This window comes from Enterobacter cloacae complex sp. 2024EL-00227 (assembly GCF_043945315.1).
GTDB classification, from domain to species: Bacteria; Pseudomonadota; Gammaproteobacteria; order Enterobacterales; family Enterobacteriaceae; genus Enterobacter; species Enterobacter roggenkampii.
In genome coordinates this window covers 267,310-293,046 of the sequence record NZ_JBIMQP010000002.1, presented here as the reverse complement: position 1 = coordinate 293,046, position 25,737 = coordinate 267,310, and the positions used below count along the sequence as shown (strand labels likewise).

Below are 25,737 nucleotides of genomic sequence, written 5' to 3'. Positions count from 1 at the left end.
CATGGCTATAAAAACAAAACGTCTGGCTCGCCAGGCGGGGTTCACCTTGCTCGAATTAATGGTGGTGATCGTTATTCTCGGCGTTTTAGCGAGTATGGTGGTGCCCAATTTAATGGGTAATAAAGAAAAAGCGGACGCGCAAAAGGCGACCAGCGATATTGTTGCGCTCGAAGGCTCGCTGGATATGTATAAGCTCGATAACCACCGCTACCCAACGACCGAGCAGGGGCTGCAGGCGCTGGTGACCAAGCCTGAGATCGCGCCTATTCCCAACGGCTACCGCGCCGACGGCTATATTCGCCGCCTGCCGCAGGATCCGTGGGGCAACGATTATCTGCTCGTCAGCCCGGGTGAACACGGCGCCGTAGACGTCTTCTCTGCCGGTCCTGATGGCGAAGCCAACACCGCAGACGATATTACGAACTGGTCTCTGGATAAGAAAGAGAAATAATGAAGAATCAACGCGGCTTTACGTTGCTGGAAATTATTCTGGCGCTGGTGATATTTGCCAGTTGCGCCATGATGGTTGTCTCAACAATACCCTCACGCAGCGGTGCGGATATATTTGGTCAGCAATTAAAAGCCCTCGTTGATTATGGTTCAGACCGCGCGGTCATGGACGGAAATATTGTCGGGCTGGTGATCGCTACCGATAAATATCAGCTGGTCACGCTCGACGATAAAAACGGCGAACGTCACTGGGTGCCGTTATCCGCCGGCCGTATTACCACGAAGGGCGATTTCCCGGAAGAGATGCACGTGTCGCTCTCGCCTCAGCGTCTGGCGGCTAACGTCGAGGCCGACCCCCAGATCCTCTTTCTGCCGGACGGTGAGATTGGCCGTTTTACGCTGACGCTGCAAAGTTACGACAAACAGCATCACTTCCGCGTGGTGTCGCAGGGCGCGGCCCCGGTTTCGGTAGAGAACGATGACTAAAGGCAAGGTTAAGCAGAACGGGATGACGCTCCTGGAGGTGATGGTGGCGCTGGTCATTTTCTCCACCGCCGCGCTGGCGCTGATGAATTCTGTCTCCCTGAACGTGCGCTTCACCCACGGGCTGGCCGAAACGCTGCAGGCCAGCTGGGTTGCAGAAAATCAGCTGGCTGAAGCCCAGCTTAGCAAAACCGATTTTCCCGATGCCGAGGAGCAGGGAACGGAAATCATGGGGGGGCGCAGCTGGTACTGGCATAAGCAGCGGGTGAAAACCGCCAATAGCGGTTGGGCCAATGCCATCCGCGTTTACGCCGAAGGCGATAAAAGCCAGCCGGTCATTTCGCTTCAGATCATTGGGCCGGGAGAAGAGAGCAAGTGAAGACGAGCCGACGCCAGCGCGGTTTTACCCTGCTGGAGATCATGATTGCGCTGACCATTTTTGCGGTCATCAGCACCCTGGCCTGGCAAATTCTCGACGGCGCGATGCGCACCAGTTCGGCAACCGATACCCGCGCGGCGAAGCTTAATCAGCTTCAGCGTGCCTGGAGCCTGATGGAGCGCGATTTTTTCCAGCTGCAGGCGCGGGCGCCGCGCAACGCGCCGGATCTGTTTTTACAGGATGGCGATGCCGTGGAATTTACCACGCTGAACGGCGTGAGTGGCACGGTCCAGCTGGAGCGCGTGCGCTGGCGGCTGGAAGAAGGGCGTCTGTATCGCGACGTCTGGTCGGTGATTGACAGCCCGGCGGACGTCAAACCCGATGAAGTGCCTATCGTCAGCGAGGTGAAAGCGATGCAATGGCGGTTTTATCACCAGGGCTGGCAAAAAAGCTGGGGTGACTCTGCCCATCTGCCAGACGGCGTGGAGCTTACGCTGACCATGGAAAATGGCGACACCTGGCGCTGGGTGTTTACCACGCCGGGAGAGATACCAGAAGCGGTGGCACCGGCGGCAGAAAACGCGCCTGCCCCGCAAAATGCGCCTGCGCCGGACGTGAAGCCATGAGCCGGGTCCATCAGCAACGCGGTGTTGCCCTGCTGGTTGTGCTGATCCTGCTGGTCATGATGTCGGCCCTGGCGGCCAAAATCAGCCAGCAGTTCTGCCGTAATTTGCAGAAAACCCACTATCAGGTGAGCCAGCAGCAGCTGCGCTGGGCAATGCAGGCGCAGGAAAAAGTGGTGAAAGACCGGTTGCAGAACGACGCCAGCGGCGAGAGCAAACCGCTCGACCCGGAGGGCGACTGGCACCTGCCGCTGGAGACGCAGGGTGAAGACTATACGGTGGTCAGCCAGGTCGACGACGCGCAGGACTGCTTCAACGTCAATAACCTGCTGGCCGCAGACAAAGTGGCTCAGGATCAAAATGCGTCAACCGTGCCGGAAAAACCGCGAAAAGAGAAGATTGTCGAGCAGATCCTGACGGACGGCGGCATCAGCCAGACGGCGGCGGAAGAAATTTATCAGCAGCTGGTGGATTATCTCGACGGCGACGCCACGACGGTGAAAGAGGGCGCGGAGATGGACGCCTGGTCTGGCGTAGTGCCGGCGCGTCAGCCTGCGAATCAGATGATGCGCACCCTTGCCGAGATCAAGCTGCTGCCGGCGTTTCCTGCTGCAGCGTACCCGAAAGTGAGCAAGCTCTTATGCGCGCTGCCGGACTCGGCCAGCAAGGTGGATGTCAATACTCTGACGCCGGAGCAGGCGCCCTTACTGGCAGCCCTGTTCCCGGGAAAACTCACCGCGGACGATGCCGTACGCCTGATTGAGTCGCGGCCGGAAACCGGCTGGGAAAGTATGGACGTCTTCAGCAAAGCGCTGGAACAGGCCTTCCCGCAGTTGAAGGAAGAGTTGCCGCAGGTGGCCGGGCTGCTCTCCATCAACAGCCGGTATTTTCGCGTCAACTACACCGGCAATACCGATGAGTTAACGCTTCGCGTGGTGAGCCAGCTTCAGGTGAATAACGAAGCCGGTGAAATTGTGACGTGGCAACGTCGTTACCGAATGATTGAATAAGAAAAGTAGAACGCTATGAAACAGGTCCTTTTTGTTCGTCCCGACAGCCGTGAGGACGGGAAAATCATGTGGTGTGAGTCGGGAAGCGAACAGGTTACAACCCTGGACACTCCGCAGGCGCTGCATACCCTTGCCGACCATCCTCTTGCTGCGCGCGTGTGTCTGCTGCTGCCCGCCAGTGAGATGATCTTCCGCCACTTTACGCTGCCGAAGAAAATGGCGTCGCAGGCGACCGCCTTCTCGTGGATGGCGGAGGAGACTCTGATTGGTGAGGTGGACGATCTCCACTGGACGGTGCTGAACAAAAAAGGCGCCGAGGTGGACGCCGTGGCGATAGATTCCGCCCGCCTGCAGCAGTGGCTGACCCGCTTTCACGAGGCGGGCCTGAAGGTCATTCAGGTTCTGCCTGACGCCTGGCTGCTGCCGGTCACGGCGGGTGGAAGCACGCTGGTTGCGCGGGAAGAGAACTACTGGTTGCGCTTGTCGCCGCATATCGCCTGTAACGTTGAGGTTGGCCTGTTGCCGCTGCTGATGCAAAAAGCCGGAGAGGGCGAGGTCCGCTGCTACGGGGACATCCCGCCGGGCATTGAGGTTGACGAACAGCTGGCGGCAGAACATCCGCTGGTGCTGATCCAGCCGCAGTGGCGGGCGTGCCGCGTCAACGTGCTGCACGGTGCGTTCAGCGCGAAAGCGACCAGCGCGAGGGCGGCGAAAGGGATGAAGGCCGCCATCGCGGTGATGGGGCTTCTCTCTCTGGGCCTGCTGCTCGGCCCCCGCATCACCCTGGCGTGGATGCTGGCAGATCGGGAAAATCAGGTGCAGCAGGAGATGGTCGAGCTTTATCAACACCATTTTCCGAGTATGCGCCACCAGACCAACCTTAAGTACCATTTTGGACAGAACATCAAGAAGCAGCCTAAAGGCATTTTTTTGCAGATGGACGAACTGGAAAAGATCCGTCAGTCCGTTCCGTCGATGGAAATTACGCTGTTTGAATATGACGACTCGCAGGGAGCCCTGACATTAAGCGTGAGTGCGCAAAACGAGCAGGCATTACAGGAATTCATTCATCAGGCCAGCACGAATTTTGATTTTACGTTACAGCCTATTTCAAAGGACGCGCCGTATACGGCCATGATTACAGGGAAATATAAATGAAAGCGCGAATTGCACAGTTTACATCTCGTTATCAACAATACAGCACCAGAGAAAAATTCATTTTAAAAATAGCGGCGGGAGCTTTATGCAGCGCCGTCATCTATTACGCAGGGATAATTCCCCTGGATAACATGATAAAAAATAGCCAGGCGACGCTGGCGCGACAAATTGAAACGGTAAACTGGATGAAAACAGAAATTGATAAAAATCATCTGCCGGTGCTACAGGTGAAAACCGATAATCCACGCAGCGTGGTGGAGAATAGCGCGCATGAAATCAACCTGACGCTGACCGATATTCGTCAGGATGGTCAGACTCTGGCCTTTGTCGTGAACCGGGTCAACGTGTATGAATTAAAAAACTGGCTGCGGGAGATGAACCTCGCGTCAGGCGTCAGGCTGGAGAAAATGAACCTCACGCCCGTGGATCACCTGAGCGACGTGAAGGCCGAAATCCAGCTGACCTGGAAAAAAGTGGCATGAACGGGCTGATACTCGTCCGGGAGAGTTATCCCGTCGGGTTTGCCGCGATGAGCGGCGTGTTCGGCGCGATCCTGGGGAGCTTTCTCGGCGTTGTGGTGGATCGCGTGCCGGGGATGGTGCTAGAGGAGGAGAGCCGCAGCAACCTGCTTTTCCCGGCGTCCCACTGTCCCGTCTGCCAGCATGCTCTGCGCGCATGGGAGAACATCCCGCTGCTGAGCTGGCTGGCGCTGCGGGGACGCTGTCGTTGCTGCAAGTCGCCGATTCCGCTGCGGTTATTTTTACTCGAGCTGTTGACGGCGGTGTTCTTTGGCCTCACCGCCCGGTGGATACCGGACTTAGCATCCCTTTTCTCGCTGTGGGTGCTGGCGGCCTTTCTGCTGCCGCTGGCGATGATTGACGGACAGCACCAGCTGCTGCCCGACTGCCTGACGCAGCCGCTGCTCTGGGCCGGGCTGCTGTTCCACGCCTTCAGCCACGGGCTGCTCCTGCGTGATGCGCTGCTCGGCGCGGTGGCAGGCTATCTTTCGCTCTGGCTGGTGTACTGGGCGTTTCGTCTGCTTACCCGTCGGGAAGGGCTGGGCTACGGCGATTTCAAGCTGCTGGCGGCGCTGGGCGCCTGGTGCGGCTGGCAGTCACTGCCTGCGATTGAATTAATTGCCGCATTAAGTGGCATAGTGGGCTATTTGCTATTAAATAAATCGAATAAAAATAACCAAACCATCGCTTTCGGACCTTATCTGGCTTTTGCTGGAATAGCGCTCTATACCTGCCAGCTATTTGTGAATACCTATTAAATAACCGGGTCAAGTTTTTTTATCAATATTTTCGACGAGGAAAGAGAAGGACGACCTTTTATCCTCAGTGTATCGTAAAAGGCATAAGCTACACGGATTTTTAGCTTGTATCTTTTAATGGAGGAATACAACGCGTCTTTAAGGTTTGGATAACGGCTGTCTGCGTATTTAAAAACGCACTATGTGAATATCATTCCATGTTCTAAAGGAAGACATGGATCAATTTCGTTTACGAATAAATTTATCAGGAAAGAAAAATGAAATTTATTAAGCCTAAATATCTGGCGCTCTTTATTGCAGCGGCAACCGGTTCTGCATTCGCTGCTGCGCCAGGTGCACCGACCATCGGCTCCGGCAATGACAAATTTGCGCTGGTCGAGGTGGATCAGGCCGCGCAGGATTACAACAGCCTCGTCAAGGTACATAACGACGGCGTGGATGTGAAAGTCGAGTGGAACGTGTGGAGCGGCGACGCGCCAACGTCTGCAAAAGTGCTGCTGGATGGTAAAACCGTGTGGACCGGCGCAGCTGGTGCAAGCGGCTCAGCCACCTTTAAAGTGAAAAAGGGCGGACGTTATCAGGAGCAGGTGGAAGTCTGTAATGCCAGCGGCTGCACCAAAAGCGCCAGCAAGCTGATCATCGTGGCGGACACCGACGGCAGCCATCTGCTGCCGCTGAACGCGCCGCTGCAGGAGAACAACAAAACGTTCGCCAAACATACTGATAAAGTGGTTGCGGCGTATTTCCCTGAATGGGGCGTTTACGATCGTAACTTCCCGGTTGATAAAATCCCGGCAGCGAACCTTAACCACATCCTCTATGGCTTCATTCCAATCTGTGGCGGCGACGGCATCAACGATGGCCTGAAAACCGTTGAAGGCGGTAACAGCTTCTCCGTACTGCAGCGCGACTGCGCGGGTCGTCCGGACTATACCGTCGCCATTCACGATCCGTGGGCTGCGCTGCAAAAACCGCAGTCTGGCGTCTCCAACTGGGACGACCCGTACAAAGGTAACTTTGGCCAGCTGATGGCGCTGAAAAAAGCGCATCCGGACCTGAAAGTGCTGCCATCCATCGGTGGCTGGACGCTGTCCGATCCGTTCTTCCACATGGGCGACCCGGCAATCCGTGCCCGCTTCGTCTCCTCTGTGAAAGATTTCCTGCAGACCTGGAAGTTCTTTGACGGTGTGGATATCGACTGGGAATTCCCTGGCGGCGGCGGCGTGAGCGAACACCTGGGTAACCCGCAGCAGGATAAAGCGACGTATACCGCCCTGATGCATGACCTGCGCACCATGCTGAACGAGCTGTCTGCACAGACTGGCCGTACCTATGAACTGACCAGCGCCATCGGTGCGGGCCGCGATAAGATCGAAGACGTGGATTACACCGCTGCTCAGCAGTACCTCGACCACATCTTCCTGATGAGCTATGACTTCTACGGCGGCTGGAGCAACACCGAGCTGGGCCACCAGGCCGCACTGCGCGCGCCGTCATGGCGTCCGGACACAAACTACACCACCGAGAACGGCGTGGACGCGCTGCTTGCTCAGGGCGTACAGCCAGGCAAGATCGTGGTGGGTGCGGGCATGTATGGCCGCGGCTGGACTGGCGTGCATGGCTACACCGGTGACAATCCATTCACGGGTACCGCAACCGGTATGGTGAAAGGTACCTGGGAACCTGGCGTGGTCGACTACCGTCAGATCGTTAACGAGTACAAAGGCAAGCCTGGCTGGGAATATGGTTACGACGCGAATGCTGAAGCGCCATATGTCTTCAATAAGTCTACCGGCGACCTGATCACCTATGAAGATGCACGCTCTACCGCCGCTAAAGGCAAGTATGTGCTGTCGAAAAACCTGGGTGGACTCTTTGCCTGGTCTATTGACTCTGATACCGGCGACATCCTGAACGCGATGAACGAAAGTCTGCTGGGCGGTTCTACCCCGGTCGATCCGGTCGTCACCAACCATGCGCCAATCGCGTCTTCTGCGGATCAGAACGTCTCTGGCCCGGCAACCGTCACGCTTGATGGTTCTGCTTCCAGCGATCCAGACGGCGATGCGATTACCTACAAATGGACCCAGGTTTCTGGCCCATCTGTAACTCTCTCCAACAGCACCAAAGCGAAAGCCACCTTCAACGTTGCGGCAGCGACCAGCGACCAGACCATGGTGTTCCGCCTGACGGTTACGGATGCTAAAGGCCTGAGCAACGCCATTGATGTGCAGGTTGTGAACAAAGCGCCAAAAGCTAACCAGGCGCCAGTCGTGAACGCAATGGAGGCAGTGACGCTGCAGGCAGGAGAAACCTATGCTCTGCACGCGCAGGCTGTGGATCCAGACGGTGATGCGATGACCTTCTCCTGGAGCGTGCCAGCGGATATGCATGCAACCGGTACCGATACCGCGAACGTGACGATTACTGCACCAGACGTTGCCACCACGTCTACCTATACGCTGAGCGTAGTTGTAGGCGACGGCAAAACCAGCGTGCAGTCTAACGTGCAGGTAACCGTGAATCCGAAACCGGCTGACGTTACACCACCGTCTGATGAGGTTACACCTCCGTCTGATGACGTAACGCCACCCTCTGATGAAGTTACGCCTCCGTCTGATGACGTGACCCCGCCATCTGACGAAGGGTCTGCAACCGGTAGCTGCGATGCGCCTGTCGATGCTAACGCCAGCAAATATGCCGCGTGGGATGCCAGCAAAATCTACAACAGTGGCGATACCGTGAGCTTCGACCATCTGGTGTGGAAAGCGAAGTACTGGACGCAAGGCAACCAGCCTGGCTTCGGTGTGGATGCCTGGGAGCTGGTCAGCAACGTGAAGATGAACTGGCGTTCTGACCTGGTTTATAACGGCGGCGAAACCACAACCTACCAGGGCAACGTTTACCGTGCCAAATGGTGGACCCGCGGTGACAACCCGGCTAACAGCGATGTATGGGTGAAAGAAGGTCCTTCAACAGACTGCAAATAACCTTCTGAACCGTGGATTGCGGGAATGATATCAACCCGCAATAGTTGGTCACACCCCACTTCGGGTGTGACCAACACTTCAGCATTATCGCTAATGATGAGCGGAAAGAGGTTCAGTATTTAAAAAGCAGGTGCTCATGAAACGCGTGATTATATTTTTACTGCTGTTTAGTCAAAGCGTATTCGCGAACTGTTGGGATAACGCCGGACATTATTATCATGTCGATCCGTGGTTATTGTATGCAATTGCCAAAGTCGAATCCGGAATGAATCCCCACGCGGTAGGCTGGAACCACGACGGCACGCGTGACGTCGGGTTGATGCAGATTAACAGCTCACACTTCAGTGAGTTAGAACGTCAGGGTATTGATGAAAATCAGCTTATTAATGAGCCCTGTACCTCCATTATGGTCGGCGCCTCCATCCTGTCCGGGATGATAAACGTGTATGGCTATAACTGGGAAGCGGTGGGAGCGTATAACGCCGGATTGAAAAAAGAAAATTATCCGCAGCGCATGCGTTATGCCCATAAAGTGTGGGCGAAGTATCAGCAAATAAAATCGGGTAAATAACCGTAGCATTATTTTTATTTTTTGAAGAATTCCTTTCGGTGTTCTTCAGAAAATGAAAAAGAACCACACTCTCGGGCTTATTTATTAAGGGAGTAATACATAAGCCGGGAATGTACTCACCCTAGTTGCTTAAATACAGGATTATTTGAAATGACGAAAAGGACATTACTGAGCGTTCTCGTGGCGGGGGCATGTATTGCACCCTTTATGGCCCAGGCTGCATCACTGCAGGCGGCCAGCAGTGAGCCGTACACCATGAAAGCCAACGATCTGGCGAAAAAGGAAAAAGAGCTGACCAATTTCCCGCTGATGGTTTCGGTGAAGGATACCATTGCGACCCTGGACAATAGCCTCGTTGAGCAGATTGAGCCAGGTCGTGCCTCGAACCCTGACAACGTCAAGCGCGTTGAAGGGATCGTGAAGGCCAGCGACTGGGAATATCTCTTCCCGCTGCGCGCTCAGTCTTATACCTACAGTAACTTCCTGAAGGCTGTTGGTAAATTCCCGGCACTGTGTAAGACCTATAACGATGGTCGCGACAGTGACGCCATCTGCCGCAAAGAGCTGGCGACCATGTTCGCCCACTTTGCGCAGGAAACCGGCGGCCATGAGAGCTGGCGTCCGGAAGCCGAGTGGCGTCAGGCCCTGGTTCACGTTCGTGAAATGGGGTGGACCGAAGGCCAGAAAGGCGGCTATAACGGCGAATGTAACCCAGACATCTGGCAGGGGCAGACCTGGCCATGCGGTAAAGACAAAGACGGTGACTTCGTAAGCTACTTTGGCCGCGGCGCGAAGCAGCTGTCTTACAACTACAACTACGGTCCGTTCTCTGAAGCGATGTTTGGCACCGTCCGCACCCTGCTCGACAAGCCTGAGCTGGTGGCGGATACCTGGCTGAACCTGGCGAGTGCGATCTTCTTCTTCGCCTATCCGCAGCCGCCAAAACCAAGCATGCTGCAGGTTATCGACGGCACCTGGCAGCCAAACGATCACGATAAAGCCAACGGTCTGGTTCCGGGCTTCGGCGTGACCACCCAGATCATCAACGGTGGCGTAGAGTGCGGCGGCCCAACCGAGATTGCCCAGTCTGAAAACCGCATCAAGTACTACAAAGAGTTCGCGAACTACCTGAAAGTGCCTGTTCCGGCGAATGAAGTGCTGGGCTGCGCCAACATGAAGCAGTTCGATGAAGGCGGCGCCGGCGCGCTGAAGATCTACTGGGAGCAGGACTGGGGGTGGAGCCCGGATACGCCGGACGGTAAGACCTACTCCTGCCAGCTGGTGGGGTACCAGACGCCGTTCAGCGCGTTCAAAGAGGGTGACTACACCAACTGCGTTAAGAAGTTCTATAACGTGAACATCATTAACGACGACGGCTCAGCTGTGACCCCAGGAGAAGACAAAACCCCGGCAGACACCACGCCGCCAGCGGATACGACGCCAGCGGAAGATACCACCCCTGTTGAACCGGCTACCGTGAATCACGCCCCTGTGGCGCAGATTGCGGGCCCAATCGGGGCAGTTGAAGCGGGTGCGCAGGTTTCCCTGAGCGCGGAAGGCTCCACAGACGCCGACGGTAACAAGCTGACCTACACCTGGCGTTCCCAGGATGGCCAGACCGTGACCGGTCAGGACAAAGCGGTGGTGACCTTCAAGGCACCAGAGTCTGCAACGGCTCAGCAGTACGAAATCGGCCTTACCGTCAGCGATGGCGAACTGACCAGCACCACGTCCTACCTGCTGAATGTGAAAGCGAAAGCCGAGTCTAAGGACGAAGGCACTTCCGGCTCTTACGCCGCGTGGAGCGCGAACAGCAAGTACAACGCAGGTGATATCGTGAACAACCACGGTAAACTGTTCCAGTGCAAACCGTTCCCGTACAGCGGCTGGTGTAACAATGCCCCGGCATACTACGAACCCGGCGCTGGCCTGGCGTGGGCTGATGCCTGGACGGCTCTGTAAAAGCAAACGGCAACCTTCGGGTTGCCGTTTTCGTATTTGCACCCTCTGTCTTTTACCGGGTGGCGCTGCGCTTACCCGGCCTACATGAGGCTAAGGGGCGAGGGGTCAGTACGGAGCCGTTGTAGGCCCGGTAAGGCGAAGCCGCCACCGGGCAAAAAGGCTAGCGATGCAGCTTCCCGTGATCCCGCAGCCACGCCGCCGTGCGCATAATCCCTTCATCCAGCGTCACAACCGGTTTATACCCCAGCTCATTCTCCGCCCGCGAAATATCCAGCGTGAAGTCAAAGTTGAGTTTAGAGACGCCGTAATGCGTCAGCGCAGGCTCTTTGGCTGTTTTACTGCCAAAGCGCTCCATGCTGCGGGCGATCATGTCCAGCATTGGGTAGGGCACGGAACGGATACGGCAGTTGATCTGCAGCTCGTCGATCAGCCGCTGCACAATGCTGCGCAGCGTGCAGGGTTCGCCGTTAGTGATGTTGTAGGCGCGACCGGAGATCAGCTTATCGCAGTCCGGCTGGCTGGCCAGCCACATGGCGTGAACGGCGTTTTCGTAGTAGGTCATATCCACAAGGGCATCGCCGCCGCGCGGCAGCAGCACGCTGCCGTAATGGTGCATCATCTGCGCCAGACGCGGAATAAATACCTTATCGTGCGGCCCGAACAGGCTCTGCGGACGCAGGACCGTAAAGCGGGTGTGCGGGTTTGACTGTGCCAGCAGGTCGATGACCTCTTCGCTGGCCGCCTTGCTGCGGGCAAACTCGCAGGCAAAGCGAGCAGGGCGGAAATCTTCCTGCACGTCATGATGGTGGTGATAGTCGAAATAGAGTGACGGGGAGGAGATATGAATAAAGTTACGCACGCCCCAGGCAACGGCCCATTCCCCCAGACGGCGGGTGGCCCGCACGTTGGCGAGATCGAAGGCTTCCTGGGTCCCCCACGGGGAGGTAAAACTGGAGCAGTGCCATAGCGTGTCGATACCGGCGAGCATCACCTTCGCCTGCGAGGAGACCAGCTCCGTCAGGTCGGCATGGACGAACTCTGCGCCCATTTTTTGCAGCAGTTTACCCATCGCTTCGTTGCGACCGGTAGCCCTGACGCTAATGCCCTTGTTGCGCAGAAATTCGACCGCATTTCGGCCTAAGCCGCTGGTCGCCCCGGTAACCAGTACCTTCATAGCTATCCACTGTGTTGAAAAGAATTTCGTGCGCATTCTTTCGTGAATTACGGCGCTATGCAATGGGAAAGGTGAAAGAAAGAGAGTTTTATTTAGATCTTTTCCGTCTTTTGTTCTGCCCGTTGCGCAATGCGTTTCGCCATTCCCCGGAAGATAAACAGGTGGGCAGGGATCATCAACAGCCAGTAGAACAGACCCGGCATTCCGTGCGGGTGCCACCAGGCGCGCACGTCCAGTTCACGATGATCGCCTTTGTCTTTCAGGGTAAAGCTGAGTCGACCCAGCCCCGGGGCTTTCATGCCGAACAACAGCGCCAGCTGTTTTTCCGGTTCGACGATGATCACCTTCCAGCTGTCGACCGCGTCGCCCACCTCAAGATACGGGCGTGCCGGGCGACCTTTCGCCAGCCGGTGGCCCACCAGCAGGTCCATCGCCCCGCGCGTTTGCCAGAGGAGATTACCGAAGAAATACCGTTCTTTGCCGCCAATCTGGTTCACCACCTCCCAGAGCGCGGCCAGGCTCGCGGAGGTTTTCACCGTGCAGCCCGCCTGTTTCGGGTAATAGCCATACTCGGGCCGCCAGCGGGCAAAGGCCTGCGCGTCGTAGCCCCAGTCGCTGGAGTTCACCAGTTGCTCTTCCTCTTTCAGCGTATTGCGCACGGCATCGTCAAAGCGGATCAAATCCTGGGGAATGAGCGCCCGCAGCGCGCGATCGTCCGCCAGCAGATCGTGTTTCAGCCCCTGGATCAGCGCTTTGGCGGTCGTCGGCGGCACGGAGGTGATCACATTCAAAAACCACACCGAAATCCAGCGGGTCGGGAAGGGGATGGGGATCAGCCAGCGGCGGCGGCCGCTGACGCGCATGAAATGTTCGAACTGCTCCTGATAGCTCAGCACTTCAGGACCAGCGGCTTCCAGCACGCGGTGTTGCTCCGCCGGGTGATCCAGCAGGGCCACCAGATAATGCAGGAGGTTCTCCAGCGCAATCGGCGTGGTGCGCGAACGGACCCAGCGCGGCGGCGTGAGCACCGGCAGGTTGTAGACCATATCGCGCATCACTTCGAAGGCGGCAGAACCGGCGCCGACGATGATCCCGGCGCGCAGTTCGGTGACGGGGATATTGGCCCCCCGCAGGATGTCCGCCGTCAGCTGGCGGGCGCGCAGGTGATCGGACTGCTCGCGTTCAGGTGCCTGAAGTGAACTGAGAAAAATCACCTGCTTCACCGGGGTTTGCAGCAGGGCATCGCGGACGTTCATCGCTACCTGGCGCTCGTGGGCGATAAAATCTCCGCCTTCACCCATGCTGTGCACCAGGTAGTAAAGCGTGTCGACCCCTTCCAGCAGCGCGGGAAGCGCCTTTGGCCAGTTGAGGTCAACGTTGTGACAGGTAACGCCCGGCAAACCGAGTTTTTGCAGGCGTTCGGTATTGCGTGCCGCAGCCAGCACCTGGTGCCCCTGCTGGCTTAACGCCGCGGTGAGATGCTGACCGATATACCCGCTGGCGCCGAGCACCAGAATGCGTTGCGGCACGTGATGCTCCTTATCGCTGTAAAAACGCCTGCCAGTGTTTTACCACGTCGGCCAGCTGCTCGCGGTTGACGTCGAGATGCATGACCAGACGCACCACAGGTGAGGCGTTGACCAGCACGCCACGTGCTTTCATGAACTCGCCAAGCGCAGCGGCGTGGTCATCGCCCACGCGGACGAACAGCATGTTGGTGTCGTGGCGCATCACGTCGGCGCCAATTTCACGCAGCTGCGCCGCCATCCACGCGGCGTTGTCGTGATCGTCCTTCAGGCGCGCCACGTTGTTTTTCAGGGCATACAGCCCGGCTGCCGCCAGAATACCCGCCTGACGCATGCCGCCGCCGGTCATTTTGCGCCAGCGGTTGGCACGCTTGATGTAGTCCGCGTTGCCGACAAGCAGGGAACCCACTGGGGTGCCCAGCCCTTTAGAGAGGCAGATGGTGAACGAGTCGCAATATTGCGTAATCTCTTTCAGCTCGCAGCCGTACGCCACCACGGCGTTGAAGATGCGCGCGCCATCCACGTGTAGGCCGAGCCCGCGCTCGCGGGTAAACTCCCACGCCGCCTTCAGGTATTCGCGCGGCAGGACCTTGCCGTTGTGGGTGTTTTCGAGGCTGAGCAGCCGGGTGCGGGCAAAATGAATATCATCGGCTTTGATTTTCGCTGCGACTTTATCAAGGGGCAGGGTGCCGTCCGGCGCAGCGTCAATCGGCTGCGGCTGAATGCTGCCGAGCACCGCGGCACCGCCCGCTTCGTAGAGATAGTTATGCGCGCCCTGGCCGACGATATACTCTTCACCGCGCTCGCAGTGGCTGAGCAGCGCCACCAGGTTGGCCTGCGTGCCGGTGGGCAGGAACAGGGCGGCCTCTTTTCCGCTCAGCTCTGCGGCATAGCGCTGCAGCTCGTTGACCGTCGGGTCATCGCCGTAGACGTCGTCCCCGACCGGGGCGGCCATCATCTCTTCGAGCATGGCGCGACTCGGGCGGGTAACGGTATCACTGCGTAAATCAATCATGGCATGTCCTTATATTTAAAAAGGCGATGCCAGATGTTTTACCTGAGCCAGTTGGTTTTTGCCAGTTCGATCACCTCGTCACCGCGCCCGCTGATGATCGCGCGCAGCATGTACAGGCTAAAGCCCTTGGCCTGCTCCAGCTTGATCTGTGGCGGGATGGCCAGCTCCTCTTTGGCGACGACCACATCCACCAGCACCGGACCGTCGATGGAGAAGGCGCGCTGCAGGGCTTCATCCACCTCGGAGGCTTTCTCCACGCGGATGCCGGTGATTCCGCAGGCCTCGGCGATGCGGGCAAAGTTGGTGTCGTGCAGCTCGGTGCCGTCCGTCAGATAGCCGCCTGCCTTCATCTCCATCGCCACGAAGCCCAGCACGCTGTTGTTGAAGACCACGATTTTCAGCGGAAGCTTCATCTGCACCACCGACAGGAAATCACCCATCAGCATGCTGAACCCGCCGTCGCCGCACATCGCCACCACCTGACGCTCCGGCGCTGTCGCTTTTGCGCCCAGCGCCTGCGGCATGGCGTTAGCCATCGAGCCGTGGTTGAACGAGCCGAGCAGTCGGCGTTTGCCGTTCATTTTCAGGTAGCGTGCCGCCCAGACGGTTGGCGTGCCTACGTCGCAGGTAAAAATGGCGTCGTCGTCCGCGAAATGGCTGATCTGCTGCGCCAGATACTGCGGGTGAATGGCTTTGTCGCTCGGTTTGGCCAGGTCGTCCAGACCCTTGCGGGCATCGCGATAGTCGCTCAATGCTTTATCGAGGAATTTGCGGTCCGTTTTCTCTTCCAGCAGCGGCAGCAGGGCGGCAAGGGTGGATTTGATGTCGCCCACCAGCGCCATATCGACCTTGCTGTGCGCGCCGATGCTGGCCGGGTTGATATCAATCTGAATGATTTTGGCATCCGTCGGGTAAAACGCGCGGTACGGGAACTGGGTGCCGAGCAGGATCAGCGTGTCGGCGTTCATCATGGTGTGGAAGCCACTGGAAAAACCGATCAGACCGGTCATCCCCACATCGTAAGGGTTGTCGTATTCGACGTGCTCTTTGCCGCGCAGGGCGTGGACGATCGGGGCTTTCAGCTTTCCGGCAAATTCCAGCAGCTCTTTATGCGCGCCCGCACAGCCGCTGCCGCACATCAGGGCGATATTGCTGGCGTAACGCAGCAGCTGCGCCAGCTTTTTCAGCTCCTCCTCGGCAGGCGTCACCACCGGCTGCGGCGCGTGATACCAGTGGGTGCTGGCTCCTTCCGGCGCGGCCTTGAGCGCCACGTCGCCCGGGATAACGACCACGGACACGCCGCGATTCAGCACGGCCTTGCGCATGGCGATCGCCAGAACCTGCGGGATCTGCTCCGGGGATGAAACCAGTTCGCAATAGTGGCTGCATTCACGGAACAGCTCCTGCGGATGCGTCTCCTGAAAATAGCCGCTGCCGATTTCGGAAGAGGGGATGTGGGCGGCAATCGCCAGCACCGGAACGTGATTGCGGTGGCAGTCGAAGAGGCCGTTGATCAGGTGCAGGTTACCCGGCCCGCAGGATCCGGCGCAGACGGCCAGCTCACCCGTAAGCTGTGCTTCAGCGCCTGCGGCAAACGCGGCAACCTCTTCATGGCGGGTCGGCATCCATTCAATGGTCTTCATCTTGTTGAGGCTGTCGCTGAGTCCGTTCAGGGAATCGCCGGTGACGCCCCAGATACGTTTTACGCCAGCCTGTTCGAGCGTTTTCGCTATATATGCAGCCACGGTTTGTTTCATGGTTGTCCGTCTCCTTTTTGTGATAACGCTTACAAGCTTAGAAGAAAGTCTCCGTATTGCCCGTCAGATCCCCCCAATTAAAAGGTGCTTTTCACGCGCAACGCTTCGGCATAATCTGGTGATACCTCAGTGAAAACAGGAATCATTTCAAATGGTTAAATCATTGTTAATTGCTGTTAATGAAAAGCTATCGTGCGACGATCTTGGCAAACTCTTGTTACGACTTGCCGTCGGCGGGCTGATGCTCTTTCACGGTTTGCATAAGCTGTTTGGCGGCGTGGGCTTTATCAGCGGTATGCTGGTGGAGAAAGGGCTGCCGGGGTTTATCGCCTACGGCGTATTGATTGGCGAAGTGGTGGCGCCGATCCTGATTATTGTCGGGCTCTTTACGCGCCCGGCCGCGCTGGTGCTGGCGTTTACGATGATCGTGGCATGGCTGATGGTGGGATTGGATGAGACATTCGCGCTCGACAAGGTCGGCGCATGGGCGATTGAAAGCCTGGTGTACTTCTTTATCGGCTCGCTGGCGGTGGCGTTTTTAGGGGCAGGGCGGTTTGCGCTGGGGAAAACACCTGCGTGGCGGTAGGGGTTGGAATCTGTTCCGAGGGAAGGGGTCTACGGACCCTTTTTTATTGGTGAGTTTTAAGTTGTTGATTTCACAACGGTGAATTGTTGGTGGGGAAAAAAGGGTTTACGGAGAATTTTAGGGGGATTTCTTTATATCACAAGAAGATAGGTGTAGATTGTTCCAGTTCACTGCCGTACAGGCAGCTTAGAAATTGCGGGGATTTAGAATCGGTCGATGAAGTTTGTTCACTGCCGTACAGGCAGCTTAGAAATTCTTACTGGAGGTTATTATGAGTATTGCGGCGTTCACTGCCGTACAGGCAGCTTAGAAAATTGGCGTTGAGCTGGAAGAGGAACGTTTTGATGTTCACTGCCGTACAGGCAGCTTAGAAAAGTATTTGCTTCTTGATACTTGCTGCGGTGTCGTTCACTGCCGTACAGGCAGCTTAGAAAGAAGTGACTACGAATAATTTCAGTATAACGAGGTTCACTGCCGTACAGGCAGCTTAGAAAGAAGATGATGCTATTTCGCAGCGTGAGGATTTGTTCACTGCCGTACAGGCAGCTTAGAAATGACTCTCGTGTACAGCGCCCAGAATATCTCGGTTCACTGCCGTACAGGCAGCTTAGAAAATCAGTATCGGGCTCATATCGTGCAGTAATAGGTTCACTGCCGTACAGGCAGCTTAGAAATGCCGTTAGCCCTGATACTTGCGGTACTGTGAGTTCACTGCCGTACAGGCAGCTTAGAAATTCTGCATCGAGCCAGCGTACTGCGCCGAATCGTTCACTGCCGTACAGGCAGCTTAGAAACACGCATCCTTAATGGTGCTCCAGTTCGTCACGTTCACTGCCGTACAGGCAGCTTAGAAACAGGACAGCGTTGAATTTAAGAAGCTGGTCAAGGTTCACTGCCGTACAGGCAGCTTAGAAAGTAAAAGCCTGGTCAGGAATCATTGTTGAGTCGTTCACTGCCGTACAGGCAGCTTAGAAAGTGTTCACGCGCGTAGACATCCACCAGCAGGGGTTCACTGCCGTACGGCAGCTTAGAAAGCTTCGAGCGATGCCAGCGCAATACGCGCCAAGTTCACTGTCGTACAGGCAGCTTAGAAAGCACTTCAGCCGGGTAAGCGTCGGTGGTTAGGGTCGAATGCCGAACAGGCAGTAGGCACAACGTAGGCCGGGTAAACGCAGTGCCACCCGGCAAAAAAGCCCGGTGGCGCTGACGCTTACCGGGCCTACGAACGAGCGTTTATTGTTTATGCGAGGACCAGATCGCCCTGCGGATGGCACGAGCATGCCAGCACGTAACCCTCGGCAATTTCCGCGTCGGACAGCGTCATGGTGCTGGTGACGGTGTACTCCCCGGAAACCACCTTTGTTTTACAGCAGCCGCACACCCCGGCACGGCAGGCCGCCGCCACCGGCACGTTGTTGCTTTCCAGCGCCTCCAGCAGCGTCGTGCCCACGCGGCCAAAGAAGGTCTGCGCAGGCTGCAGTTTGGTGAACTGAATCCCGCTGGTTGCCGCTTCCGCCACCGGCGTGAAGAACTGCTCTTTGAAGAAACGGGTCACGCCGAGCGCTTTCACGTCTTCTTCCACGATAGCCATGTACGGCGCCGGGCCGCAGGTCATCACGGTGCGGTTCGCGATATCCGGCACGCTTTGCAGCAGCTCGCGGCTCAGGCGACCGGGCACAAAACCGTGCGTCGCGTTGTGCTCAGCCACCAGCGTCACCGGATAATCACGCCACTCCTCGGCAAAAATGACATCGTCCGGAGAGCGCACGCTGAAGATCACCTGCACGTCGGCCTGCGGGCGGTTTTTTGCCAGCCAGCGGCGCATTGACATAATCGGCGTCACGCCACAGCCTGCCGCCAGCAGCAGGAATTTCTCTTCCGCTTTGTCGTCACAGGTGAAATCCCCCTGGGCGTCGGAGAGCCAGATGTAATCTCCGCGCTTCACGTCACGGGTCAGCCACTGAGAGCCGGCACCGTCATCAATGCGGCGGACGGTGAGCGTGATATATTCGCTGACGCCCGGCGTGGAGGAGAGGGTGTAGGCGCGCAGGGTGTCCGCCGAATGGCGGACGCTGACCAGCGCATACTGGCCTGCACGGTACGGATAGTAGTCGTGACAGAGCAGCGAAAGCGTCCACACATCCGGCGTCTCCTGATGGATGTGATGCACCTGCATCCGCCACGGGCATTGTGAGGTTGGCATGGTCATAAATTCCTCCTTACGCGCTCAACAGCTGCTTCATATCGTCTTCAACGTTGGTCACGGAACGCAGGCCGAATTTCTCGTTCAGCACGGCCAGCAGGTCCGGCGTCAGGAAGCCTGGCGCTGTCGGGCCGGTCACGATGTTGGTCACGCCCAGAGATAGCAGGGTCAGCAGGATGACAATCGCTTTCTGCTCAAACCAGGAGAGCACCAGCGAGAGCGGCAGATCGTTGACGCCGCAGCCCAGTTTTTCCGCCAGGGTAACGGCAAGAATGATGGCCGAGTAAGCATCGTTACACTGGCCCGCATCGATCAGGCGCGGCAGGCCTTCGATGTCGCCGAAGTCCAGCTTGTTGAAACGGTATTTACCGCACGCCAGGGTCAGGATCAGGCAGTCTTCCGGCACGCGGGTGGCGAAATCGGTAAAGTAGTTACGCTCGCCGCGCGCGCCGTCGCAGCCGCCGACGAGGAAGATGTGGCGCAGCTTTTCGCGGCTGACGAGGTCAATCAGCGAATCGGCGGCGCCGAGCAGGGTTTCGCGACCGAAGCCGACGGTGATCAGATGCGGGATCTCGCTGTACGGGAAGCCTGCCATCTGCTGCGCTTGCGCTATCACCGGTCCGAAATCGTCACCTTCAAGATGGCTCACGCCCGGCCAGCCGACGATGCTGCGGGTCCAGATGCGGTCGTCATACGCGCCCACGGTCGGGTCGATGATGCAGTTAGAGGTCATCACGATAGGACCGGGGAAGCGGGCAAATTCCACCTGCTGGTTCTGCCAGCCGCTGCCGTAGTTACCGATCAGGTGCTTGAATTTACGCAGCTCCGGATAGCCGTGCGCTGGCAGCATTTCACCGTGGGTATAGACATTAACGCCGGTGCCTTCGGTTTGCTTCAGCAGGTTGTAGAGATCTTTCAGGTCATGACCGGAGATCAGGATGCATTTGCCCTCGGTCGCTTTGACGTTGACCTGCGTCGGCGTCGGGTGGCCGTAAGTGCCGGTTTCACCCGCATCCAGAATGCTCATCACGCGGAAGTTCATCTGGCCGATTTCCATTGAGCATTCCAGCAGCGCGTTCATATCGGCAGGCCAGGTGCCCAGCCACGCCATGATTTTATGGTACTGGGCGTAGATGTCGTTGTCGTACTGACCGAGCACGTGCGCGTGTTCCATATAGGCCGCAGCGCCTTTCAGGCCGTACAGGCACAGCAGGCGCAGGCCGAGAATGTTCTCGCCAATCGCTGCTTTGTCTTTGTTTGGGGTGAATTCTGCCGCCTGACGCTGCAGATCGCCGAGATCGTCGCTCACCAGCTGGAGTTCAGACATCGGGTTTTCCACGCGGGCGTTAGCATCCGCCTTCAGGCACTGCGCTTTTAGCGCTTCACGCAGGGCAATGGCTTCGCGGGCATACCCGACAATGCGCGGAGAGTCGAAGTTAACGTTGGTTAGCGTGGAGAAGAAGGCGCGCGGGGCGAAGCTGTCGACGTAGTGGTCGATGATGCCATATTCGCGGGTTTTAAACGCCCATGCGGAAAGGCCTTGCAGGGCCGCAATCAGCAGGTCCTGCAGGTCAGATGTTTCTGCGGTTTTGCCGCACATACCCTGTGCGTAAGAGCAGCCATTGCCTGCCGGAGTACGGATGGTTTGTTCACATTGCACACAAAACATAATCACACCTGTTAAAGTTATATTTGATATACATGTTTAAGGTTATGCCTGTGCCAGAACGGAGAAAAGGGCTTTCTGCTACAAAATAGAGGGAGATTGATTTAGCGCAATTTTGGCGGCAGGCACCCTACCGCCAAAGAGGTATCAGGCCGAGAAGACGGCCATCAGAACCGGAACCAGCAGGCTTAAAATAAAGCCGTGAACGATGGCGGCGGGCACCATCTCCAGTCCACCAGAGCGTTGCAATACTGGCAGGGTAAAGTCCATCGACGTCGCGCCGCACAGGCCCAGCGCGGTAGAGCGGCTGCGGCGAACCAGCCCCGGGATCAGCATAATGGCGAGCAGCTCGCGCGCCAGATCGTTAAAGAAGGCGGCACTACCGATGACCGGGCCAAAGGATTCGGTCAGCAGGATACCGGAGAGGGAATACCAGCCAAAGCCTGACGCCATCGCCAGACCGGTTTTCAGCGGCAGGTCGAGAATAAAAGCGTTAATCACGCCCGCCACCATGGAACTGGCGACCACAATGACCGCAACCATCATTCCCCGACGGTTTAAAACAATTTGCTTCAGCGTCATGCCATTATTTCGCAGCTGGATACCGATCAGGAACAGCAGGAAAATTAGCGTATATTCACTGGCCTCTGTCGCGTGCTGTAAAAATGCCCAGCCGGTCAACCCAAGAAGAAAACCGATCACCACGACGCCGCACAGTTTTAATGATTCCAGCGCCATCGCAATTCGGGAAGGGAGTTTTTCCTGATGATGATGGTTTTTCCACGGAACGGTGCGCTCAAGCCAGAATAATGCGGCGATATTACACAGCAAAATAACCACCACGGTGACCACAGAATAATGCAGGATGGAAAGCAGATTCGTCGCCAGATTATCCAGGAAGGCCAGGCTGATCCCCATAAAGAAAAGAATGACGTAAACAATCCAGCTGAGAAAACGGTTGATAAGCCGTAATGCGGATTCTCTGTGCAGCGGGATGAGATAGCCCACAATCAGGGGCAGCAGAATAATGAGGAGTCCTGAAAACATGAACAGCCGGTCCTTTTGAGTATCTGTTGAGCGCCAGAGACACTACCCAATAAAGACTGTTCAGTAAAGCGGCAATAAAAAAGCCGGGTGGCGGCTGCGCCTTACCCGGCCTACAAGTGCACACTCACGTGGGTCGGGTAAGCGTTAGCGCCACCCGACACCGCGCGCAATTAATCGCGTTTTTCCAGCAGGGTGCGGTACAGCACGCCACCCAGGATACCGCCGATAATCGGCATCACCCAGAACAGCCAGAGCTGCTCAAGCGCCCAGCCGCCCTGGAAGATGGCGACGGCGGTGCTGCGTGCCGGGTTAACGGAGGTGTTGGTAACCGGAATGGAGATCAGGTGGATAAGCGTCAGTGCCAGACCAATGGCAATCGGCGCGAAACCGGCTGGCGCGTGTTTGTCGGTTGCGCCGTGGATCACCAGCAGGAAACCTGCGGTCAGCACAATTTCAATCACGATGGCAGACAGCATGGAATAACCGCCCGGAGAATGCTCGCCGAAGCCGTTAGAGGCGAAGCCGCTGGCCGCCGCGTCGAAGCCAGCTTTACCGCTGGCAATGACGTACAGAACGCCCGCTGCGATAATACCGCCAACCACCTGAGCGACAATATATCCAATCACCTCTTTCGCCGGAAAACGACCGCCGGCCCATAAACCTAATGTCACTGCCGGGTTAAAATGACCGCCGGAAATATGCCCCACGGCAAAGGCCATGGTTAATACGGTTAAACCAAATGCCAGCGCGACGCCGACAAAACCGATACCTAATTCCGGGAATGCTGCTGCCAGAACGGCGCTACCGCAGCCACCAAATACCAGCCAGAATGTACCAAAGCATTCTGCTGCCAATTTTCTAAACATAACCACCTCAAATAATTTTCCGCACGCTTTCCCGCGCGCGGGATATATCGCCATAAAGGGATGACGACTCAAAGAGTCCGTATTTTAGAAACCAATAACACCCCTTCGCCACTTAAATAAATTCGATTAATTTGATTTAAGGCAATGTGATGTCAATCCTTGTTCAAATCAGCGGTAAATAGAGCATAGACCAATTCTCGTCAGGGTGAATGTTGTGCTGTCGTGACAGTCCGCCTCCCGCTATACTGCTGATAACTTAAAGGAAAAAGTGAACATTGCGCGGGGGATTTATGCTTCTCGAACGTGTGGAAATTGTCGGGTTTCGCGGTATTAACCGCCTGTCGCTGCAGCTGGAACAGAACAACGTCCTGATCGGCGAGAACGCGTGGGGTAAGTCCAGCCTGCTGGATGCGCTGACGTTACTGCTTTCGCCCGAAGACGATCTGTATCACTTCGTTCGCGACGATTTCTGGTTCCCGCCCGGCGACGTGACGGGGCGTGAGAAGCACCTGCATATCATCCTGACGTTCCGCGAATCCGAACCCGGACGCCATCGCGTGCGTCGCTTCCGCCCGCTGTCACCCTGCTGGGTGCCCTGCGATGACGGTTTCCACCGGATATTCTACCGGCTGGAAGGGGAGATGGCGGAAAACGAGGGCGTGCTGACCCTGCGTGATTTTCTTGATGAGAAGGCCAGCCCGATCCCGCTGGACAATATCGACGATCTGGCCCGCCATCTGATCCGCCTGACGCCGGTGCTGCGCCTGCGCGACGCGCGTTTTATGCGGCGCATTCGTAACGGTACCGTACCGAATATGCCGGAAGTGGAAGTCACCGCCCGCGAGCTGGATTTTCTGGCGAGAGAGCTGGTGTCGCGTCCGCAGAATCTGACCGACGGTCAAATTCGTCAGGGGTTGTCCGCAATGGTACAGCTGCTGGAGCACTATTTTTCCGAGCAGGGAACGTCGGAGTCGCGCCATCGCCTGATGCGCCGCCGCTCTCATGACGAACAGCGCAGCTGGCGCTACCTCGATATCATTAACCGGATGATCGACCGGCCCGGCGGTCGTACCCATCGGGTGATTTTGCTGGGGCTGTTTTCAACGCTTCTGCAGGCGAAGGGCACCGTGCGTCTTGACCGGGACGCACGGCCGCTGCTGCTGGTGGAAGACCCGGAAACGCGCCTGCATCCCATCATGCTCTCCGTGGCATGGCATCTGCTGAACCTGCTGCCGCTCCAGCGCGTTACGACCACCAATTCCGGCGAATTATTATCGCTGACGCCGGTCGAGCACGTCTGTCGTCTGGTGCGTGAATCTTCCCGCGTCTCCGCCTACCGGTTAGGTCCGGGTGGATTGAACGCGGAAGACGGGCGGCGCATCGCGTTTCATATTCGCTTTAACCGCGCGTCGTCGCTCTTTGCCCGCTGTTGGCTGCTGGTGGAAGGAGAGACGGAAACCTGGGTCATCAACGAACTGGCGCGCCAGTGCGGCCACCATTTTGATGCGGAAGGTATTAAGGTGATTGAATTCGCCCAGTCGGGACTCAAGCCGCTGATAAAATTTGCCCGCCGGATGGGGATCGAGTGGCACGTTCTGGTCGACGGTGATGAGGCGGGCAAAAAATATGCCTCGACCGTACGCAGCCTGCTGAATAACGAGCGCGAGGAAGAGCGCGACCATTTAACCATGCTGCCCGCGATGGACATGGAACACTTTATGTATCGTCAGGGGTTCGACGACGTATTCCACCGAATTGCCATGGTGCCGGTCGATGTCCCGATGAACATGCGGCGCGTGATCGCCAAAGCTATTCATCGTTCTTCAAAACCGGATTTAGCCATTGAAGTGGCGACGGAAGCGGGGAGACGGGGCGTGGAGGCGGTGCCGACCCTGCTGCGGAAGATGTTTTCCCGCGTGCTGTGGCTGGCACGCGGGAGAGCGGATTAACGTTGAGTCGCCTGGTTCACCTGCTGAATCAGGCTGTCCAGCAGCGCGTAGCGGCGGCGATATTCGGAGCGTTTTTTGCTCGCAATCTCTTCCATCGGTTTACGCGGCATGACGAGTGGCAGCATGAAGTTGCCGCTATCCTGCTTTTCACCGCCGATGGAGATCCAGAAACTGTCGTAATCGGCCAACAGTTTCCCCTCTTTTTTCTTGCGGTAGCGCCAGCTGCGATAAATATGGGTGTCGTTACTGACGGCGACAATCTGTTCTACCGGGAAGGCGGTGCCGAGAGTCATGGCGGCTTCGACCAGCAGACGTTTTGGGAACAGACCATGGCAGGCCTTCGTCGCACCCTGGATCAGCTCATGGGGAACGTGGGCTTTTGCGCCCTGCAGGCCGCCGATAAACAGCGTCGATTTTCCCTCAAGCTGGCACAGGGTGAAGGTCATCTCGGCCAGCACCGTATTCTGGTGGTCGCAGAAGGCGAGGGTGGCTTCCCCTTCTTTATCCAGAAACGCATCGGCGCACAGGCGGACGGTAAATTGCTCTTCATCTTTACCGGTTAAGGTGAGCAGCGTGAAGCCCTTTTTCGACAGATAACCCGAGAGCAGCGATGCCGGCATATGGCGGCTCATCGTTTGATAGTGCCAGTTAAGGGACTCAAGGGCCTGCTGGCGATCCATATTCACCGTCAGCCAGGGGCGATGCAGACGGCACGGCAGTCCTGGCTGCACCTGCAGCATTTGCATCAGGCTCGGCTGTTTTGCAAGGCTCGTCAACAGGCGAGCGGTACTTACAGGCGTCGCCAGCGAACGTAGCATGAATTTACGTCGATAGGCGGGGTTTTGCCACGCCAGCCCTGGCGTGAGCTTACCGGAAGCCAGATGACTGAAGAGCTGCCAACCCGATGCAGGCTGTGGCAGGTTTGAAAAAGGTGTATCGACGATGGAAGACATGTTAGATCCTGCTTCTTGATGAAGATCTCCATTTCAGCAGGCGGACTTTCAACGTCTCGTAAACAAATTGTGACGATTTCGGAGAACAGGGGT

22 protein-coding genes and 1 CRISPR repeat array are annotated in these 25,737 nt (G+C 57.0%); of the genes, 13 read left to right on the top strand and 9 right to left on the bottom strand.

Annotated features, from left to right (window positions below; translation table 11 throughout):
• The first annotated feature begins 1 nt into the window (after position 1).
• The 11 genes from gspG (at position 2) to ACHH0Z_RS04295 (ending at position 10,902) form a co-directional block, all read left to right on the top strand.
• Positions 2-451 carry a type II secretion system major pseudopilin GspG gene (gspG, locus tag ACHH0Z_RS04345; protein ID WP_008500018.1) on the top strand — a complete coding sequence of 150 codons (450 nt, stop codon included), beginning with the start codon at positions 2-4 and terminating at the stop codon, positions 449-451.
• The gene (gene gspH, locus ACHH0Z_RS04340; RefSeq protein ID WP_008500017.1) at positions 451-936 is read left to right on the top strand and encodes a type II secretion system minor pseudopilin GspH; all 486 of its coding nucleotides are present in this window, start codon (positions 451-453) and stop codon (positions 934-936) included. The genes gspG and gspH overlap by 1 nt, the downstream gene beginning before the upstream one ends.
• Complete coding sequence (gene gspI / locus ACHH0Z_RS04335; protein ID WP_023292909.1) at positions 929-1,312, top strand: type II secretion system minor pseudopilin GspI; 384 nt, start codon at positions 929-931, stop codon at positions 1,310-1,312. The genes gspH and gspI overlap by 8 nt, the downstream gene beginning before the upstream one ends.
• Positions 1,309-1,938: a type II secretion system minor pseudopilin GspJ gene (gene gspJ / locus ACHH0Z_RS04330; protein ID WP_045405980.1), complete on the top strand. Its 630-nt coding sequence runs from the start codon at positions 1,309-1,311 to the stop codon at positions 1,936-1,938. The genes gspI and gspJ overlap by 4 nt, the downstream gene beginning before the upstream one ends.
• Positions 1,935-2,945, top strand: a complete 1,011-nt coding sequence (gene gspK, locus ACHH0Z_RS04325) for a type II secretion system minor pseudopilin GspK (RefSeq protein ID WP_045405982.1) — start codon at positions 1,935-1,937, stop codon at positions 2,943-2,945. The genes gspJ and gspK overlap by 4 nt, the downstream gene beginning before the upstream one ends.
• A gap of 15 nt (positions 2,946-2,960) precedes the next feature.
• Complete coding sequence (gspL, locus tag ACHH0Z_RS04320; protein ID WP_045405984.1) at positions 2,961-4,103, top strand: type II secretion system protein GspL; 1,143 nt, start codon at positions 2,961-2,963, stop codon at positions 4,101-4,103.
• Positions 4,100-4,585, top strand: a complete 486-nt coding sequence (gene gspM, locus ACHH0Z_RS04315; RefSeq protein ID WP_021240906.1) for a type II secretion system protein GspM — start codon at positions 4,100-4,102, stop codon at positions 4,583-4,585. Before gspL ends, gspM begins: the two co-directional genes overlap by 4 nt.
• Complete coding sequence (locus tag ACHH0Z_RS04310) at positions 4,582-5,379, top strand: A24 family peptidase (protein ID WP_044596909.1); 798 nt, start codon at positions 4,582-4,584, stop codon at positions 5,377-5,379. Before gspM ends, ACHH0Z_RS04310 begins: the two co-directional genes overlap by 4 nt.
• A gap of 257 nt (positions 5,380-5,636) precedes the next feature.
• Complete coding sequence (locus ACHH0Z_RS04305; protein ID WP_008500009.1) at positions 5,637-8,369, top strand: glycosyl hydrolase family 18 protein; 2,733 nt, start codon at positions 5,637-5,639, stop codon at positions 8,367-8,369.
• A 136-nt stretch (positions 8,370-8,505) separates the two neighbouring features.
• On the top strand, positions 8,506-8,940 hold the full coding sequence (iagB, locus tag ACHH0Z_RS04300; protein ID WP_008500008.1) for a type III secretion system invasion protein IagB: 435 nt from the start codon (positions 8,506-8,508) through the stop codon (positions 8,938-8,940).
• A 150-nt stretch (positions 8,941-9,090) separates the two neighbouring features.
• The gene (locus tag ACHH0Z_RS04295) at positions 9,091-10,902 is read left to right on the top strand and encodes a chitinase (protein ID WP_045405986.1); all 1,812 of its coding nucleotides are present in this window, start codon (positions 9,091-9,093) and stop codon (positions 10,900-10,902) included.
• Between the two features lie 160 nt (positions 10,903-11,062).
• Here ACHH0Z_RS04295 and ACHH0Z_RS04290 read toward each other — a convergent pair whose 3' ends face one another.
• From ACHH0Z_RS04290 to poxB, 4 genes are all read right to left on the bottom strand, one after another.
• Positions 11,063-12,076 (bottom strand): NAD(P)-dependent oxidoreductase, encoded by a 1,014-nt coding sequence (locus tag ACHH0Z_RS04290; protein WP_045405988.1) that lies wholly within the window; start codon positions 12,074-12,076, stop codon positions 11,063-11,065.
• A 92-nt stretch (positions 12,077-12,168) separates the two neighbouring features.
• Complete coding sequence (locus ACHH0Z_RS04285) at positions 12,169-13,605, bottom strand: SDR family oxidoreductase (RefSeq protein WP_045405990.1); 1,437 nt, start codon at positions 13,603-13,605, stop codon at positions 12,169-12,171.
• A gap of 10 nt (positions 13,606-13,615) precedes the next feature.
• Complete coding sequence (gene ltaE, locus ACHH0Z_RS04280) at positions 13,616-14,617, bottom strand: low-specificity L-threonine aldolase (protein ID WP_045405992.1); 1,002 nt, start codon at positions 14,615-14,617, stop codon at positions 13,616-13,618.
• Between the two features lie 38 nt (positions 14,618-14,655).
• Positions 14,656-16,374: a ubiquinone-dependent pyruvate dehydrogenase gene (gene poxB / locus ACHH0Z_RS04275; RefSeq protein ID WP_023343670.1), complete on the bottom strand. Its 1,719-nt coding sequence runs from the start codon at positions 16,372-16,374 to the stop codon at positions 14,656-14,658.
• Between the two features lie 151 nt (positions 16,375-16,525).
• Between poxB and ACHH0Z_RS04270 the strand changes: the two genes are divergently transcribed.
• Positions 16,526-16,960 carry a DoxX family protein gene (locus ACHH0Z_RS04270; protein WP_039266063.1) on the top strand — a complete coding sequence of 145 codons (435 nt, stop codon included), beginning with the start codon at positions 16,526-16,528 and terminating at the stop codon, positions 16,958-16,960.
• 165 nt (positions 16,961-17,125) lie between these two features.
• Positions 17,126-18,054: direct repeats of the CRISPR family, unit length 28 nt; unit sequence GTTCACTGCCGTACAGGCAGCTTAGAAA.
• Positions 18,055-18,200: 146 nt separating this feature from the next.
• Here ACHH0Z_RS04270 and hcr read toward each other — a convergent pair.
• From hcr to aqpZ, 4 genes are all read right to left on the bottom strand, one after another.
• Positions 18,201-19,169 (bottom strand): NADH oxidoreductase, encoded by a 969-nt coding sequence (hcr, locus tag ACHH0Z_RS04265; RefSeq protein WP_045405994.1) that lies wholly within the window; start codon positions 19,167-19,169, stop codon positions 18,201-18,203.
• Between the two features lie 10 nt (positions 19,170-19,179).
• Positions 19,180-20,832 (bottom strand): hydroxylamine reductase, encoded by a 1,653-nt coding sequence (hcp, locus tag ACHH0Z_RS04260; protein WP_395149496.1) that lies wholly within the window; start codon positions 20,830-20,832, stop codon positions 19,180-19,182.
• Between the two features lie 144 nt (positions 20,833-20,976).
• Positions 20,977-21,876, bottom strand: a complete 900-nt coding sequence (locus tag ACHH0Z_RS04255; protein WP_045405999.1) for a lysine exporter LysO family protein — start codon at positions 21,874-21,876, stop codon at positions 20,977-20,979.
• 170 nt (positions 21,877-22,046) lie between these two features.
• Positions 22,047-22,742, bottom strand: coding sequence for an aquaporin Z (gene aqpZ, locus ACHH0Z_RS04250; protein WP_008499998.1), 696 nt, complete (start codon positions 22,740-22,742; stop codon positions 22,047-22,049).
• A 290-nt stretch (positions 22,743-23,032) separates the two neighbouring features.
• Here aqpZ and ACHH0Z_RS04245 point away from each other — a divergent pair, with 290 nt between their 5' ends.
• Positions 23,033-24,691 (top strand): ATP-dependent endonuclease, encoded by a 1,659-nt coding sequence (locus ACHH0Z_RS04245; protein ID WP_008499997.1) that lies wholly within the window; start codon positions 23,033-23,035, stop codon positions 24,689-24,691.
• Here ACHH0Z_RS04245 and ACHH0Z_RS04240 read toward each other — a convergent pair.
• Complete coding sequence (locus tag ACHH0Z_RS04240) at positions 24,688-25,644, bottom strand: VirK/YbjX family protein (protein ID WP_023292896.1); 957 nt, start codon at positions 25,642-25,644, stop codon at positions 24,688-24,690. The two genes, ACHH0Z_RS04245 and ACHH0Z_RS04240, sit on opposite strands and share 4 nt — an antisense overlap.
• Positions 25,645-25,737 lie beyond the last annotated feature (93 nt).